The sequence below is a fragment of the Bathymodiolus platifrons methanotrophic gill symbiont genome, from assembly GCF_002189065.1.
Classification (GTDB): Bacteria; Pseudomonadota; Gammaproteobacteria; order Methylococcales; family Methylomonadaceae; genus Methyloprofundus.
On the sequence record NZ_BDMN01000267.1, the window covers coordinates 1 to 14,699 of the forward strand.

Consider the following 14,699-nt stretch of genomic DNA (forward strand, 5'->3'; position numbering starts at 1 on the left):
GTTGGTGACAGGAGTCCCAGAATGTTGTGAGGTAGCATGGCGCGCCTGACCTTCGCCAATTTTAATTTAATCCAAAAATGACAATCTTACACCTATATAAATAAATCGCTTATAGGCTGTAAAATTCATAAAAATGAGTGTATTTTTATTTTGGTAAAGGTATTGTCTTTTAGATTAAGAATATTAAAAACACATAAGGTAATAGTGTAAATGCCACAATATAATCTTGGGTTCATAGATGATGAAAGTATATTTAATCATGTCCTTGAAACAGTAAAAAAGTATAGGTTTTCTGTTAATCTAAAAGAATTTAATAAAAACCTGATTGACCCGATAAAACTTACTTTTGATGCAAAAAATATATAAAAAAGATATATCCAACATCATAGAAACCGCAGCATGAGTGTTTCGGAAATGTTTTCCGAATTTATTGGAAATTTGGCGATTTCTAATACAACAACTATCAGCACAAGGTATGGTGAAATAACTTCGGCATTAAATAAAAAGTTTAGAGATACCGAATCTAAAACAGACAATACATTACAGGTTGGCTCTTTTGGAAGGAAAACTGGTATTAATGGCATTTCTGACCTAGATATGCTGTATATCATGCCCAAAACAAAATGGGATACCTACAATAAATATGACGGGCAATTAAAATTACTTCAAGATACAAAAACTGCCATTTTGAAACGTTACCCTTCCACCAAAGTTCGAGTTGATCGATTAGTTGTAACGGTTACTTACACCAATTTCCATGTTGAAGTTCAGCCAGTATTTGAGCAGGACGATGACAGTTTTAAATATCCTGACACATCCAATGGTGGTAGCTGGAAAATCACCAAACCAAAAGAAGAAATGTCTGCTATTGCCGATTTGAACTTACGTCGTTTATGTAAAATGGCAAGATCTTGGAAAAATAAGCATGGCGTAGCAATGGGAGGATTGTTAATTGATACATTGGCCTACAACTTCCTTAACTCAACATCCGATTATGATTCGAGGAGTTATGCTTTTTATCACTGGTTGAGTAGAGATTTTTTTAAATATTTATCTGAACTACCAAAAAAAACTAAATATTCTGCGCCAGGAAGCCGACAAGATGTAAAGGTTAAGAAGCCATTTCAACGAAAAGCGAAAAAAGCCTACAAGCTCTGCCGAGAAGCTATTGAGGCTGAGAATAATAAAAACGTAAACGATAAATGGAAAAAGGTTTATGGACGACCATTTCCTGCCGCAACAGAGGAAACAACAAAGTCCCGTTCTTTTACCGATACTTGGCGCAATACGGAAGAATTTATTGAAGATAAGTTTAATATTGATATAAGAGAGTTTTTAAGAATCGACTGTGAAGTTAAGAAAAATGGCTTCAGACAATATTTTCTGAGTGAAAAATCATCCAGCAGGTTTAAGTTAGGTGTCAATAAAAGTTTAAGATTTACTGTGACTAAATTATCCGTTACCGAGCCATACCAAATTTATTGGAAGGTATTAAATCGTGGGGACGTTGCCCGTAAGAGAAATATGATTCGAGGGCAAATTGTTCCCGATCTTGGACATGAAGAGCTAACGGAATCCACGAGTTTCCGAGGTGATCACATAGTTGAATGTTACTGTGTAAAAGATGGAGTCGTAGTTGCCAAGGATAGAATTAAAGTTCCAATTGGTTCAGAGGGAAATGAAAATGACTGATAGTGAAAAAAATTTAGAAGGCCAGCTTAGAGAATGCTATGGCCGAGTAGTTTACTCGCATAAAACGCACGAAAAATGTGCGGACTTACTTCTTGCGCGTCATAAATACATTAAATTAGCTCAGATTGTTTTATCAGCAGTTGTGACAGGCGGCTTACTTACAGCTCTATTCGATTTTCAATATTTAGCTGAATATAAGCAAATTGGCGTTTTCGTAACCTTAATCATTTCAACAATTTTGCTTACACTAAATTCATACACCAAAGATTACGATCTTGGAGAGATTGCTCAAAAGCATCGCCATGCAGGTGCAGAATTATGGATTATCCGTGAATCATACCTATCACTTCTAACCGATCTGCATATTCAGGCATTACCAGTCGAAGAAATATTGAGTAAAAGAGACCGTTTAGCTGAAGAATTGCACTCTGTATACACAGGAGCCCCTAGCACTAACTTTAAAGCTTACAGCATGGCACAGACAGCACTTAAGGAACTAGAGGATATGACCTTCTCTGATAAAGAAATTGATGCTTTTCTCCCAAGTGAGCTGAAACGTGAGGGAAGGTAAATTGTTAGGTAAGCATCTTTAATTTATACGATTTTCAGAATTATTAGGGTTCTGTCGCAAAAAATAAATATTTGTGTAAAAATCAACTGTAACTTGTTTTTTTGCGGCAAATGGATAAAACACCATGCAGGAGAAAAACAGTCTCATCCCATCATTAAAATTACGATAATATAGTGTTAAAGTCAATTACCATGGGGTATTCAGGAAAGTAATGGCTTGAAAAATAGAGCCATTTTCAGTTGAGCATGTGAACCTACTTTGGCTGAAATTAAATCTTATAATCGTAGGTAATAAGGTGATTTTATTTTTTGCGACAGAACCGCAAATCCTCCTTTTAGTTACCGTTGGGAACCTAATGAGTCGTTAAGCGAAGATTTTCGCTTTAAGAGCCATGGGTTAGCCCCTAAATCGGCTGCTGATTTTGCTTTTTTATTACACGGCTTTAGCTTTTTAAGTGACGAAGGCACAATGGCCATTATTTTGCCTCACGGTGTACTATTTCGTGGTGGAGCAGAAAGCCGCATTCGTACTAAGCTACTCAAAGACGGCCATATTGATACTGTTATTGGTTTGCCTGCCAACCTATTTTTCTCAACAGGGATTCCTGTGTGTATTTTGGTGCTAAAAAAATGCAAAAAATACGACGATGTATTGTTTATTAATGCCAGCGAGCATTTTGAAAAAGGCAAACGCCAGAACCGGTTACGTGATGGTAAAGATGGCGAGCCAAATGATATTAAAAAAATAGTCGAATGCTATCAGTACAGAACTGAAGAAGTGAGATATTCTCGCCGTGTAAACATGCGTGAAATTGAAAAAAATGATTTTAACCTGAATATTTCACGTTATGTTAGTACGGCAAAGCCAGAGCCTATCATCGACCTAAAAGAAGTTCACAATGATTTAACATCCTTAGAAGAGAAGGTTTTGACAGCAACCAAAACGCATAATACATTTCTCGAGGAACTAGGATTGCCAGCTTTACCCTAGATAAATACATAGTCTACAAGGTGCTAGATGGCCTTTTCTGGTTCTGTCGCAAAAGATACGTATTTGTGTAAACCTGGTTATGATCCTGTTTTTATTCTTCGCCCAGGGGGGGGTAAGTAACTTTTTTTTATCGTATCTGGAATTTTCTATCTTGGACGCGCCTGATGTGTTTTACAATTGAATCCGATTACTCTAAAAAGGATAACTCACAGTACACATGGCGAGCCAGCTCTTCGCTAAGGCGTTTTATATCGCTTTTAAGGCATTTTAACAGCTAACCCCTACCGTACACACCAATTAAAGGTTTTTGTGGGTCTTTAAGGGGCTTAGACCCCACCCCCAACAAGCGATTGACTAATTGTGGGTGTGTGGTATGTGGTTTGTTATAGCTGTTACAGAAAACAAAGATTAAACGGTAAACCATTCCAAAATAAAGGGTTGGCTTATTGCAACAAGCAACAGTATTCTGGGGACTCTTTACCCTAGGGAGGAAGTAACTTTTTAAACTTCATAATAAAACGCTATTTAGTGTGCAGTCTAATATAGATTGAACCATACCTATAATCCTTTTATAATCAAAGACTAGGGTTACTGTCATGTGCAACCTATGGATATTTATACGAAAACATTACATTTACAATTTAGGGTTTTATAGTTACTCCTCTTTGGGGATAATACGCGTATGACTTCATTTCAACTAATTATTAAACGTGAATGAAATCAATTTCTTGCTCAATTAGGATAAATTATCATGGCTGAGGGGAACCATAGATTCCCTTTGGGTTTAATTACTGCAATCCCTTAAACTGTATAATATAACCAATCGCTTGTTCATCAGAGCAATTTGAGCAGACCTTTAATTTAGCAGACTCTCAGCCCTAGGGGAAAGTAACTTTTTTTAGCGTATACTCGATATATGAAGATTCCCTTATATAAGAAAATACAAGGGAATCTGACTCTAATGGGTTGAGCTGTCAGCTTTACTTAAAGGCGGCATAAAATAAGTCCTCCTATTGTGCTTCACATTAAGACCCTTTAACACTTTTTTTACAGCCATCTGGTTCGATCTGTTATTTATTATATTCTTAGGTAACTCATTTATTCTCTCGGAGCTAGTCATTTTTATTGTTCTATTGCTAAGTGCCTCACCAGTTTTGTCAGCAGTAAACTCAAACACCTCCAAAACTATATCTTTCAATGACCTATTGTCAGGATAGCCTAAGATTTCCGCACGTAGAGCCTCTTCTTCGGGCGTAAGCCACCATGCCCACCATGTGTATAGGCATGCCAGATAAACGCCCACAAGTCTGTATAATCAAAATTAGAAACGCGTGGATAATCTAACCGACCTTTAGCAATAACGGGTAGAAGCCTTCTATCCCACCTCGCACCTTTGGGTGGATATTCTCCCTCAACAGAAGTCATACACGATACATGCCTACGTATGACTGTAGGTTTTCTAGCGTACGTTAATCTTATTTCATCCACCTCTTTTGCCAAAAAAAAACCTTTTAACTCGGACAGCCCTTTTTTTAATTTTGACTTAACTTATCCACAAGCTCAACGCATTGTTTCAATAAGTTTATATATGTTTATATTGTTTAAAGAGTTTAGAGTCTGCAAGTATTTGAAAAAAAAGGATAAAACAGGTGTTTCAGCGGGTCAACTACGGTTTTAGGCGGGTCAACTACGGTTTAATTCACAGGAAATAAAATAATAGTTATTTTTTAATCGGGTCAACTACGGTTTTTGATATATAAATATCTAAATCCTTTTTTCTACCCTTCCCAGTTTCCTTATAAATTATGGTGTATTCTTTTATTGGGTCTTCTTTTAGATCATCTATCGCTTTTTTAATATCTCTTTGAAAGTCTTTAAGAGTTTGAGGTGTACCGCTTCTCTCATACAAATGCCTAATGTTCCAATCCCAAGAGTCCTCCCCCGCGCTTTTACGTGCAATTCGTGCTAAAAACTTGTGATAACCATTTTTTATTAGCATGTATTCATCGCATAAGGTTAATACTGTAGGGTCGCCCTGCCTCACTACACCATCATAAATCCAACGTGGAACTTCTAATTCAAAAGATGATATATTTCCAGTTTTTGTTTTACTGATAATGGCGTAATCACCAATCAAAGACAAAGAACCAACTCGGCGGGTTGATTTATCAAGTTTTTTTCTATTTCGACTAAAGTTCCCTTTAGTCGCTGTAACTTGGAAAGTAACGCTTTGTGTTGGTATCCACCATCTTCGATCTCTATATATTTAAAAAGATCAGAAACATTAACGTGCATAATCCTAGGCGGTAATTTTGGGTTTTTCACCCCACGTTCAACATCATTTTTTAATTTATTCATTTGTCTAACAAGATGCGAAACCATAAATATAACAATATCGTAATCAAAAATAGTAGCTAAACCGTATTCCCCCGAACCTGTTACCGTTATTTTAGAATCGTTTAAATCATAGGTTATTGTTGAAAACCTTGGTCTTTTTCCAAGTCCAAAAGGGTTTATATCCATAAGGCCATAATCATCTTTACAAGGTATATCAAGTATAGGAGTATGAAAAATATCAGTTTGCTTGCTATCCTCTCGCTCCTTTCTAAAATTTCTCTGGGTCTGAGAAAGTAAAGATTTTCCTGTTTTTTTGTCAAAAAGCGCGGTTTTTCTTAATAATTCAATCCAAGTCTTTGCACCATCCGAAGCATAAAAATGTTCGTTTTTGTCTTCTGCCATTTTCTTTTTACCTTTATCAAAATATCGTGGGTCGCTTGTATCATAATAAGGCATAAGTAAAGCGTCCTTATCATCCTTGGCACTAAAATCATGTACACATGCCTTTGAAAATTCAATCATGGTATGACCTCCTTTTTAGTGGTTCATTTTCGGTTCAATGGTTCAAAGTGAGTCAATGAAATATTTAATTAAACCATTAAATACATAAATAATTATACAATTAAATAAGTAAAAGAATAAGCAATCAAAGACTTAAATAAATATTTAATTCTTTATGTATTCTTTCATGTGTTTAATAAAGGCATCCGTCATGCTCTCCCCACTCTTCAAGGCTTCCATTTTATAGCCCTGTTGCAATTCTTTAGGTACTTTAAAAGTCATAGTAACTGTTTCACCACTATCAATTTTCATTGCTTCTTTGATAACTTGCTCTTTGGGCGTTAATTCTTTGCGTGTTGGTTTAGCTTTCATTGTTCAAAATCTCCATAATTTCAGTGGTCAAGTTTTCGATTTCTTCCAGTGCATCAGCGTTTTTTCCGCTGTGTACAGTCAACCCCTCCCCCATTGTCTGCTTGTAGATTTCCCTACTATATAAAACAGTGTCCAAGGGTTTAAAGCCGCTTTCTTCTGTGGCTGGCCTGATTTCTTCAATTAACTTTGTATTTTTGGTTGCTGCATTAATAATAAAACGGGTTTCGGGCTTGCCCTCTGTAACTTCATGCCTTGCGGCTATGGCCTCGGTTATATCGGAAGCCCCCCATATATCAAGCGCGGACGGTGCAACGGGTATTAAAACAATATCGGCGGCTCTAATTGCTGCCCCTGCCATTTTTTCGGCCTTGGCTCTTCCGTCAATAATGACAAAATCATAAGGATCTTTTACGCCTTCAATATCCTTTGTCAGTGTTTCACGATCTAGCCCAATAACAGAGACAAGCCCACCATCATTTGTTGCGCTCCAGTCCCGTAAAGAGCCTTGCGGGTCACTATCCACCATAAGGACGCTATGCCCTCGGTTAAGGATAGAAACCCCTATATTAGCGGCTATGGTCGTTTTTCCTACGCCGCCCTTTTGGTTCAAAATTGCAATAACTTTACTCATAGCCTCATCTTTATATAATTACATAATTAAAAACATAAATAATTATAACATTAAAGATTTATAAAAGTAAACACATAGAAATGTATTTACATCTTTAATTTTTTAAGTAAATAATTACATAATTAAGTAAGGAAAATAATCCTATTTTTTTGGTAACTACTCAGCGTATTTTTTAACTTTAAAATCAAATGGATATATTTTAATTTAACCTGACTTTAGTCATTTTCACCTTTAAAAAGGGGTGAAAATTGGACTAAAATTTAGAGAGATACATTAATTATTATTTTAAATCAATCTGTTATGAGTTTAAATTACGCTGAGTAGTTACTTTTTTTGTAGTAGTTTGTAGTAATATTACTACTACTTCCTGCTACATTAATTAGGTGATTTATGGAACGCAAAAGCAAGGTTACACAAGCGGCGGTAAATGCTACTTGTAACCATTTGCAGGACGAAAACAAAAACGTGACTGTAAACGCCGTTATAGGCGGGTCTTTCTCTACCGTGGGTGATATGGTCAAACTCTGGCGTGATGAACAGGCCGCGCATTCTGCAAATGCCTGAAAGCGTTAATCAAGCCATGAATAAAGCGGCCTTTGATATTTGGGCGGCGGCCTCTGGTCTGGCTGGGGAATCTGTCGAACGCATCCAGAAAGAAGCAGGGGACGCGATAACCAAGGCAAAGGCCGAACTGTCAGAATATGCGGGGGAAGTCTCACGGCTAGAGCGTGAATTAGAGCAAGCTAATTTAAAAACTATTGAGCAGATAAAAAAAGCAAATGAAATGCAGGAGGCCGCCGTTAAGACTATAAGCGAAAACGCGGGGTATGTTGCACAGCTAACCGAAAAAGATAGCCAGCTATACAGCCTTAAAGCTGATTATTCCAAGCTACAAAGCGAACTTGTGGAGATTGCCAAGGCTGCAAATAAACCAGCCAGAAAACCAAGGGCAAAAACAACACCTAAAAAGGCGGCTGAATAGGGCAGGGCGGGGAAATTAAAAAGGATTATCTAACCCTAAATAATAACCCCCGCTTTCTTCCTGCTCCTGCAAATCATTAAGTAATGCTTGGTTTTCAGGCTGTTTAATATGGACAAGCTCATTTAATCGGGCTTGCCCCTCTTCGGTCTGAGTATCTTGTAAGCTGTTAATTTCTTTTTGTAGCGTTGCGCCGTGTTTAAAAACGGTTGTGATTGTATCCTCTAAAGGTGTTTTTCCATTTTCTACGCTCATTTTAAGCCCTCCATAGCTTAATTTAAAAAGGTATATCCAATTCATCAGGGACAAGGCAGAAAACCCCGCTTTCGGCGTTGTTGCGGCTTATAAATGTTTCATCCTTCATGATCTGCTTAGCGGTCATGTTGAAATTTTCGCTTGTGGCATTCACTACGCCAATAGAACCGCCTAGCCTTATAAGTGGCTGTCCCTTGGTTTCGTAGTCCCGTGTATATGACATGCTGCGCCCTTCCTTGGCTATATATCAATTATCTTATAGGATTGTTTTTAAGATTTTGTCAATTTTGACCAGTCTTTGAGAAGTCGAGGCCATTAAAAAAAAACAGGCGGCTTTTTGCCTGTTTTCCCGTAGGGTAGGGCATGGATGCCCGTGTTTTAATTGTCTAAAAACAGGGATTGTTTTATTCTTTTAAAACCTTTCAGCTATCCAGTTATCAAGCGCGGTTATAGATTCATCCATCAAGCTATTAAATTGTTCTTGATTTGGTGTTTCATCCTGCCATTCAATTTTAAAAATCAATAGGCTGTCATTCTCTCCGCTGCCTTCATAATAAAAGCTTTCACGGTCGCCTTGTGGCGGGGTAATGTCACCATTGAACCAGTTAGCCACAAAAGCAGGTTTGCTATTACTCGATGTTCAAGTTTTTTAACTGATCGATTTTATTGATAATTTTACTGACAAAGAAAGCATCAACATCATTGTAAATCAATCACTTATAAAACAAAGCCGGAAAAATTTACTTTTCTTAGCCCAGTTATAGCTGAAAACTTGAACATCGAGGCTAACTCATAGTTACCCCTGTTGTGGATTCATCTGTTCCTTAACAGCTTGGATAATCTTCTCAGCAGCACTTTGAGTAACAGATTCAACGCGCGGAGTGCTTAATTGCTGGATAATCTCCCCTTGCCTAGATTGTTGCACCTCTCCATAGCTATACAGAGTTGTTAAAACCTGTTCATGCCCTAAATTTTGACTCCATGCTTTGAAATCTTCTGGGGACCGGCACATCTTCTGCCCAAGTGTCACCAGTGTCTTACGAAAACTATGCGGATTAAAATACGGCAAATCAGCCGATTCAAAAGCATTATGAAAAATAGTCCGTATAGGAGAAGTTGTACTCCAATGTTCTCTTTTTAAGCCACAGGCTTGAAACATTTTATCATCGCCATTAACCACTTTAGTCTTAGGGAATAAAGGAGGTTCTGTCGCAAAAAAACAAATCACCCTATTACCTACGATCATAAGATTAAATTTCAGCCAAAGAAGATTCGCATGTTCTACCAAAGGTGTTTATATTTTTCAAGCCGTTGCTTTTCTGAATGCCACATTATACTTGGCTTTCACATTAGATTATCGTGATTTTAATGATGGGGTGAGAATGTTTTTCTCCAGCATGGTGTTTTATCCATTTGTCGCATAAAAACAGGTTGCAGTTGATTTTTACACAAATATTAATTTTTTGCGACAGAACCATAAATACTGGCCTTAGCCGGTGTAAATTGTTTCAACTGCGAGGTTCGGTAATTTTGGAACATATCGCTGTAAAATCGAATATTTCCTTCTGAAATATGCGCCTGTTCCAAAATCGTTTTCGCTTGTAAAAATATAGGTTCCAGTTTTTGTTTATCTTGTAACTCTCGACTTATTTCTCCAAAAGTAAAATCTTTTGCCTGGCTTCGCAGAGTTCGAAATTCGTCTGTTGTCTGATGGGGTGCCAATAAAGTGGTGATGTAATCCTTAATCTTGCCCTTGAGTTGCTTGTGAAATAGGGTTACTAGCCGCTCTTCCTCTTTGTTCAATGCCTGGTTTACAACGCTCTGAATTCGAGAAAGGGCTGGCAATGCAATCCATTGCTGATTCAAATAGGTGACACACTCATCAAACACCGTCTTATTATCAGCTCGGATGGCAACTGCTAAATCCGCTTGCTTCAGCAGTTTCTGTTGATGCTGATCAGAAAATCGTTGAAAACCCGTTAAGGAAAAAACCTTTTGGTAGATGTTAGATTTGGCATCTTTGTTCAGATTCTTGCGAACCAAACGGGCTTTCGGAAAATAGCAGGCATAAATATGGGTGAGGTCATTTTTTACCATTCCCCAGGTGAAAGTTAACGTAACCGGCTTTGCCTTAAAATAACCCAGCAACAAGATAAAATGAGCTTTGTTCTGCACAATTCTAAATTGTTTGAGTTTTGATAATTCGAGATCATTAAGATTAAAGAAGTAATTTCGGTCATTATCATTAAAATGCGGAGGATCATATAAATCGCGATATTCGGCATTATCATTGGTATCGATACGCGGTGAATGTTTTGGCATATTTGTTGCCGCAGATAGCGGAGTCGGTCGAGCAATGTTACCTGAGCGATTAACATAATGATATTTCGGATAATAGCTAGCTTTCAAACAGGCCGAGTCTATTATGGGTATACCTCAAGGATACCCTATGAAGCTCAGTATTATAATAGTCCATTAACTGCTTAATACTATGTATAATGGACTTCAATAAAGAGACTATGTAAAGTGGACTATTTTCACCAATGAGCAATTTTAGAACTTATGCATATTTAAGAGCATCGACAAAAGAGCAAAATGCAGATCGAGCTAAAGGTTCGTTACAGCAATTTGCCCGTGAGCATGACTTAGTAATATCTACCTTTTTTACAGAAAATGAATCTGGGGCAAGTCTTCAGAGACCCGAGCTTTTTAGGTTGCTTGAAATAGCCCAAAATGGCGACATTGTTCTAGTTGAGCAAATAGATAGAATCTCTAGGTTAAAAGATGATGACTGGAATTCGCTTAAATCCATAATCAAGACAAAAGGATTAAGGGTTGTTTCGCTAGATTTGCCTACGAGTCATCAATTTTCTGTAGTTAATGATGAGTTTACAGGAAGAATGTTATCAGCCATTAATGATTTGATGCTCGATATGCTAGCGGCTATTGCTAGAAAGGACTATGTAGACCGAAGAAGGCGCCAAAAGGAAGGCATTGTTAAAGCTAAGTCTGAGGGGCGTTACCCTGGTAGACCTCGTGATACAGAATTACAACAAAAGATTGAAGGTATGTTGGAGGATAAAAAATCCTATGACTACATTCAGCATATTTTAGGTTGTTCTCGTACTACGATTTCCAAAGCTTCAAAAAGACTAAAGCAAGAAGACCCGAAACCTTAACAAAATCGGTACTTTGCCTTGCAGGTAACTAAGTCAAACTCTTGTAAACCGTGGCATTCAGGCCTAGGGTGAGTTTTCTGACGAAATGGTTGAGCTTAATGAATTTTCTTTTGGAAAAATAAGTGTGCTCTGTATGTCATGATATTAAAAGGCTGTAGAGCATTAAGCGAATAATATGCCGTTTATGCACAATACCCCTTTTTGCGACAGAACCCATCGCCTGTCGTTTCTTCTTGAATGACAACCATGATGTCTAGCGGTCTATAATTCATCATCAGGAATATAGGGGATTAAGCCTTGCTCCAAGGCAATTTCTTGTGCTTCCCGTGACATGGTTCTAATATCAACTATCATGCCATTCACTGACAGCATCCAAGCCATAAGGTTGCTATCCAGATTACTTGCGAGCGTCCAGTTAGGGTCAGATTGATACATACCCAGATAATCACGAATTGTCTTAGATTTTCCTTGTCCAGTATTCCTAGCCACTCCAAATTTTTCATATAAATCTGCTGCGCCAATATGTGGTGTCTGAGATTTATCAAATAAGAAATTAACCATGCCAATAGCGTGGGTCACACCACACGCCCATGAATTGGCTTTGCCTTTTTCTAAAGGCGATGGGCGTTTTCTACATAATGCAGCAACAGCATAGCGTATAAGCTGGGTATATTCTTCATTTAGATTCTCTTCAGAAAAACAATCAGTAAGTTCCACAATCGCCTTATATTTTTCTTGCATCGACTTTGGAACATTTTCGGATTTCTTTACTTGACCCATTTCCATTTCCAGAAATATTAAAACGATGATTTTAACGCAAGTAGGGGGGTCTGTCGCAATAATTTATTATGAAGGTTGAGGTAATGAAAATGATCAAAAAAGGACAAATGTGAGTTAATTTAGAGAGGTCTTGTATCTTAATTCCAGTGTTAATTTAGTTGAATAAATGGCACTATCCAATGACGGTTGGATGAGGGGTAGAGACGTTCTTTGCCAATATCGGCAATAGTGTTATAGCCTGCTTAATCCCTAGAAATTCCTAAATGGTACTGTCTTAACTTGACGTCCCTTTACTGAATGATATAAGTAGGAGGGTCTAAAGAAATGTACTACATAAGCGTTTATTCCATAGTCATTCCAGTAAGGATCATCATGTTGTGAAGAAGACCAGTAGAAAGATAAATCGCCTTCAAACTTAGGTACTTCAATAGACTTTATAAAAAGAGACATTTCATCAATTGATCCAATAAACCAATCTGTATAGCCATTGTAATTGATCTTGTCTAGCTGCTTTACCATAGGGCTACACCCCGCTTTTCTCAAATACTGAGTATTCTGCCAGCCAAATCCAATCCCTTTTTCCTCCGTACCTTGAATCTTCCTACCCTCACACCCCCAAGCTGCTTTTTCCAACTCAAAAGGAGCGTACTCCATTCCATGACGACCCTCATCAGTAACATAGAATACTGTACCTCCTCCAAAACCAGTGTCACCTAACTTAAACGTATAGGCACAATCTGTCTCTTGGAAATAAAATAAGAAGGTGGCGTATTCCTCATCCGACATTGAGGGATCATGGTGACAGGAGTCCCAGAATGTTGTGAGGTAGCATGGCGCGCCTGTTTGCTTGCACTTGTGTAAATGTAAAACTTAATAGCAGTGCTAGTCGTATTTCATAAGTTACCCCCTAAAAACTTCTAATGGGTAATAAACTGAGTTGTAGAGGTTTCTCAACCCACTCCTTCCGGCCTGTCATTAAGTTCTGAGCATAACTAAACTCGTAATCTGCTTCTGTTGATGACCAGAAAAATTGTGGGTATCTCCAAGCATAATCACTTCTCTCTAGGACCTTATGGACACCCAATACCTCATAGATCTTATGCAATTCAAATTCAGAGGGAACATACCAATCTTTAAACCCCCCAACTTTATAATCCCTTAGAGCATCAAAGCCTGTCGTATCTCCAGAAAAGTAACTATCGCAAGCTTCTGCTATTATCGCATCCGTATTAGCTTTACCCGCACCAATACTCGAGTCTCCTGCATCCACCACCTTTGTTCCATGACAACCCCACTCAACAGCCTTGATTTGAACTGGTGAGGTTTCTAAACCATGACGACCCTCGTCCGTAAGATGGAACACACGACCTCCTCCAAAACCAGTGTCACCTAACTTAAACGTATAGGCACAATCTGTCTCTTGGAAATAAAATAAGAAGGTGGCGTATTCCTCATCCGACATTGAGGGATCTCGTAATCTTTGCTCATCACAGGACTCCTCGTAAACAGGGTAATCCGGATCAGGTAGCTCGTCCCCAGAGCCTATGAGAATAGCATCACTATCCTCATAGGCTAAAGAGGGGGCTGTCCAAAGGGTTAAAATAATACTTAATAATAATGAATTATTCATGATATTCCTCTGGTAATATTTAAAAATATGATACTTACTTATCTAAAAGCTTCTAATGGGTAATAGGCTTAGTCTTTGTGACTTATGCGCGTATGCTTCTCTACCTGAGGTCATGTGGTAAGCCTGAGCATACCATCTGTCAGATTCTGTAGATGACCAAAAGTATGATGGGTGAGCATTGTATGAAGAATTTTTAAAGAATGGGAATGCACCTAATGAATCATAAATCTCTATTAGTTCATGCTTTGAAGGGATATACCAATCTGTAAAACCATTTACATTCAACTCCTCCACTAACCTAAAGCCAGTGACTCCACCGTGCATAGTACTACAGTTCTTTCTTAGTACAGAGTCTGTGTTCTTTCTTCCTGATCCAATTTCTTCACCACCTGCTCCACGAATAAAGATTTCAAAGCAGCCATACTCTACACGTCTAATAATATCTGGTGCTGTCTCTAGCCCATGTAACCCATCTTCTGATACATAGTACACTACACCTCCAGCAAGCCCAATATCACCTACAGAGAATGCTTTCGCACACCTGCCATACTGAGCCTCAGTTAAATGAGCAGCGTACTCTTCTTCTGTTAATGTAGGAAAAGATCCTCTTCCTTCTAGACAAATCTCTTCATACTCTGGTAATTGTTCTGCCACTGGGTCAAAGTTATTAAAATCTCCAAGATGGATAGTAGTTTCGCTTGCGTGTACTTGTAATGCCAGTAGACTGGCTAGTGTTATTCCTGTTAAAGTTTTCATATTTACCTCTGTTGTTATAGTAACTG

At 38.0% G+C, this 14,699-nt stretch carries 19 protein-coding genes and 1 pseudogene; 6 read left to right on the forward strand and 14 right to left on the reverse strand.

Translation table 11 applies throughout. From position 1 onward, the window contains the following. Positions 1-210: 210 nt before the first annotated feature. The 4 genes and pseudogenes from CDZ78_RS14570 to CDZ78_RS14585 all read left to right on the forward strand — a co-directional run. Positions 211-366, forward strand: coding sequence for an Eco47II family restriction endonuclease (locus tag CDZ78_RS14570; protein ID WP_373862492.1), 156 nt, complete (start codon positions 211-213; stop codon positions 364-366). Between the two features lie 33 nt (positions 367-399). Then, on the forward strand, positions 400-1,692 hold the full coding sequence (locus tag CDZ78_RS14575; RefSeq protein ID WP_087870661.1) for an SMODS domain-containing nucleotidyltransferase: 1,293 nt from the start codon (positions 400-402) through the stop codon (positions 1,690-1,692). After that, on the forward strand, positions 1,685-2,263 hold the full coding sequence (locus CDZ78_RS14580; RefSeq protein WP_087870677.1) for an SLATT domain-containing protein: 579 nt from the start codon (positions 1,685-1,687) through the stop codon (positions 2,261-2,263). The genes CDZ78_RS14575 and CDZ78_RS14580 overlap by 8 nt, the downstream gene beginning before the upstream one ends. 309 nt (positions 2,264-2,572) lie before the next feature. Beyond that, positions 2,573-3,253, forward strand: a pseudogene (locus tag CDZ78_RS14585) (N-6 DNA methylase); the annotation flags it as partial. 1,218 nt (positions 3,254-4,471) lie between these two features. Here the strand turns inward: CDZ78_RS14585 and CDZ78_RS21350 are convergent. The 5 genes from CDZ78_RS21350 to parA all read right to left on the reverse strand — a co-directional run bounded on the left by CDZ78_RS21350 (position 4,472) and on the right by parA (position 7,094). Further along, the gene (locus CDZ78_RS21350; protein ID WP_280175589.1) at positions 4,472-4,777 is read right to left on the reverse strand and encodes a VapE domain-containing protein; all 306 of its coding nucleotides are present in this window, start codon (positions 4,775-4,777) and stop codon (positions 4,472-4,474) included. Positions 4,778-4,973: 196 nt separating this feature from the next. Next, entirely contained in the window at positions 4,974-5,390 is a 417-nt protein-coding gene (locus CDZ78_RS23845) for a replication initiator protein A (RefSeq protein WP_167374321.1), read from the reverse strand. Next, entirely contained in the window at positions 5,387-6,112 is a 726-nt protein-coding gene (locus CDZ78_RS23850) for a replication initiator protein A (protein ID WP_087870665.1), read from the reverse strand. Before CDZ78_RS23850 ends, CDZ78_RS23845 begins: the two co-directional genes overlap by 4 nt. A 144-nt stretch (positions 6,113-6,256) precedes the next feature. Next, positions 6,257-6,463 (reverse strand): hypothetical protein, encoded by a 207-nt coding sequence (locus CDZ78_RS14610; protein WP_087870666.1) that lies wholly within the window; start codon positions 6,461-6,463, stop codon positions 6,257-6,259. After that, on the reverse strand, positions 6,453-7,094 hold the full coding sequence (parA, locus tag CDZ78_RS14615) for a ParA family partition ATPase (protein WP_087870667.1): 642 nt from the start codon (positions 7,092-7,094) through the stop codon (positions 6,453-6,455). The genes CDZ78_RS14610 and parA overlap by 11 nt, the downstream gene beginning before the upstream one ends. Before the next feature lie 532 nt (positions 7,095-7,626). Between parA and CDZ78_RS14620 the strand changes: the two genes are divergently transcribed. Beyond that, the gene (locus CDZ78_RS14620; RefSeq protein WP_140414085.1) at positions 7,627-8,076 is read left to right on the forward strand and encodes a DNA-binding protein; all 450 of its coding nucleotides are present in this window, start codon (positions 7,627-7,629) and stop codon (positions 8,074-8,076) included. A gap of 15 nt (positions 8,077-8,091) precedes the next feature. Here CDZ78_RS14620 and CDZ78_RS14625 read toward each other — a convergent pair whose 3' ends face one another. The 5 genes from CDZ78_RS14625 to CDZ78_RS14645 form a co-directional block, all read right to left on the reverse strand. Next, the gene (locus tag CDZ78_RS14625; protein WP_087870669.1) at positions 8,092-8,328 is read right to left on the reverse strand and encodes a hypothetical protein; all 237 of its coding nucleotides are present in this window, start codon (positions 8,326-8,328) and stop codon (positions 8,092-8,094) included. A gap of 22 nt (positions 8,329-8,350) precedes the next feature. Further along, the gene (locus CDZ78_RS14630; protein WP_087870670.1) at positions 8,351-8,551 is read right to left on the reverse strand and encodes a hypothetical protein; all 201 of its coding nucleotides are present in this window, start codon (positions 8,549-8,551) and stop codon (positions 8,351-8,353) included. Positions 8,552-8,740: 189 nt separating this feature from the next. After that, a complete protein-coding gene (locus CDZ78_RS14635) occupies positions 8,741-8,941 on the reverse strand; it encodes a hypothetical protein (protein WP_087870671.1) in 201 nt (66 codons plus the stop codon). 183 nt (positions 8,942-9,124) lie between these two features. Continuing rightward, complete coding sequence (locus tag CDZ78_RS14640; RefSeq protein ID WP_174664588.1) at positions 9,125-9,574, reverse strand: site-specific integrase; 450 nt, start codon at positions 9,572-9,574, stop codon at positions 9,125-9,127. Positions 9,575-9,783: 209 nt separating this feature from the next. Then, positions 9,784-10,737, reverse strand: coding sequence for a DUF4158 domain-containing protein (locus CDZ78_RS14645; protein WP_087870672.1), 954 nt, complete (start codon positions 10,735-10,737; stop codon positions 9,784-9,786). A gap of 134 nt (positions 10,738-10,871) precedes the next feature. On the opposite strand from CDZ78_RS14645, the gene CDZ78_RS14650 reads away from it, so the two are divergent. Next, positions 10,872-11,507, forward strand: a complete 636-nt coding sequence (locus CDZ78_RS14650; protein ID WP_087870673.1) for a recombinase family protein — start codon at positions 10,872-10,874, stop codon at positions 11,505-11,507. A gap of 261 nt (positions 11,508-11,768) precedes the next feature. Here CDZ78_RS14650 and CDZ78_RS14655 read toward each other — a convergent pair whose 3' ends face one another. The 4 genes from CDZ78_RS14655 to CDZ78_RS14670 form a co-directional block, all read right to left on the reverse strand. After that, on the reverse strand, positions 11,769-12,287 hold the full coding sequence (locus CDZ78_RS14655) for a DUF6398 domain-containing protein (protein WP_244559263.1): 519 nt from the start codon (positions 12,285-12,287) through the stop codon (positions 11,769-11,771). A gap of 249 nt (positions 12,288-12,536) precedes the next feature. Continuing rightward, positions 12,537-13,073 carry an Lcl C-terminal domain-containing protein gene (locus CDZ78_RS14660; protein ID WP_087870674.1) on the reverse strand — a complete coding sequence of 179 codons (537 nt, stop codon included), beginning with the start codon at positions 13,071-13,073 and terminating at the stop codon, positions 12,537-12,539. A 121-nt stretch (positions 13,074-13,194) separates the two neighbouring features. Further along, a complete protein-coding gene (locus CDZ78_RS14665) occupies positions 13,195-13,917 on the reverse strand; it encodes a hypothetical protein (RefSeq protein ID WP_087870675.1) in 723 nt (240 codons plus the stop codon). Positions 13,918-13,959: 42 nt separating this feature from the next. Next, on the reverse strand, positions 13,960-14,699 hold a 740-nt coding region (locus tag CDZ78_RS14670; RefSeq protein ID WP_211200773.1), incomplete at its 5' end, for an Lcl C-terminal domain-containing protein.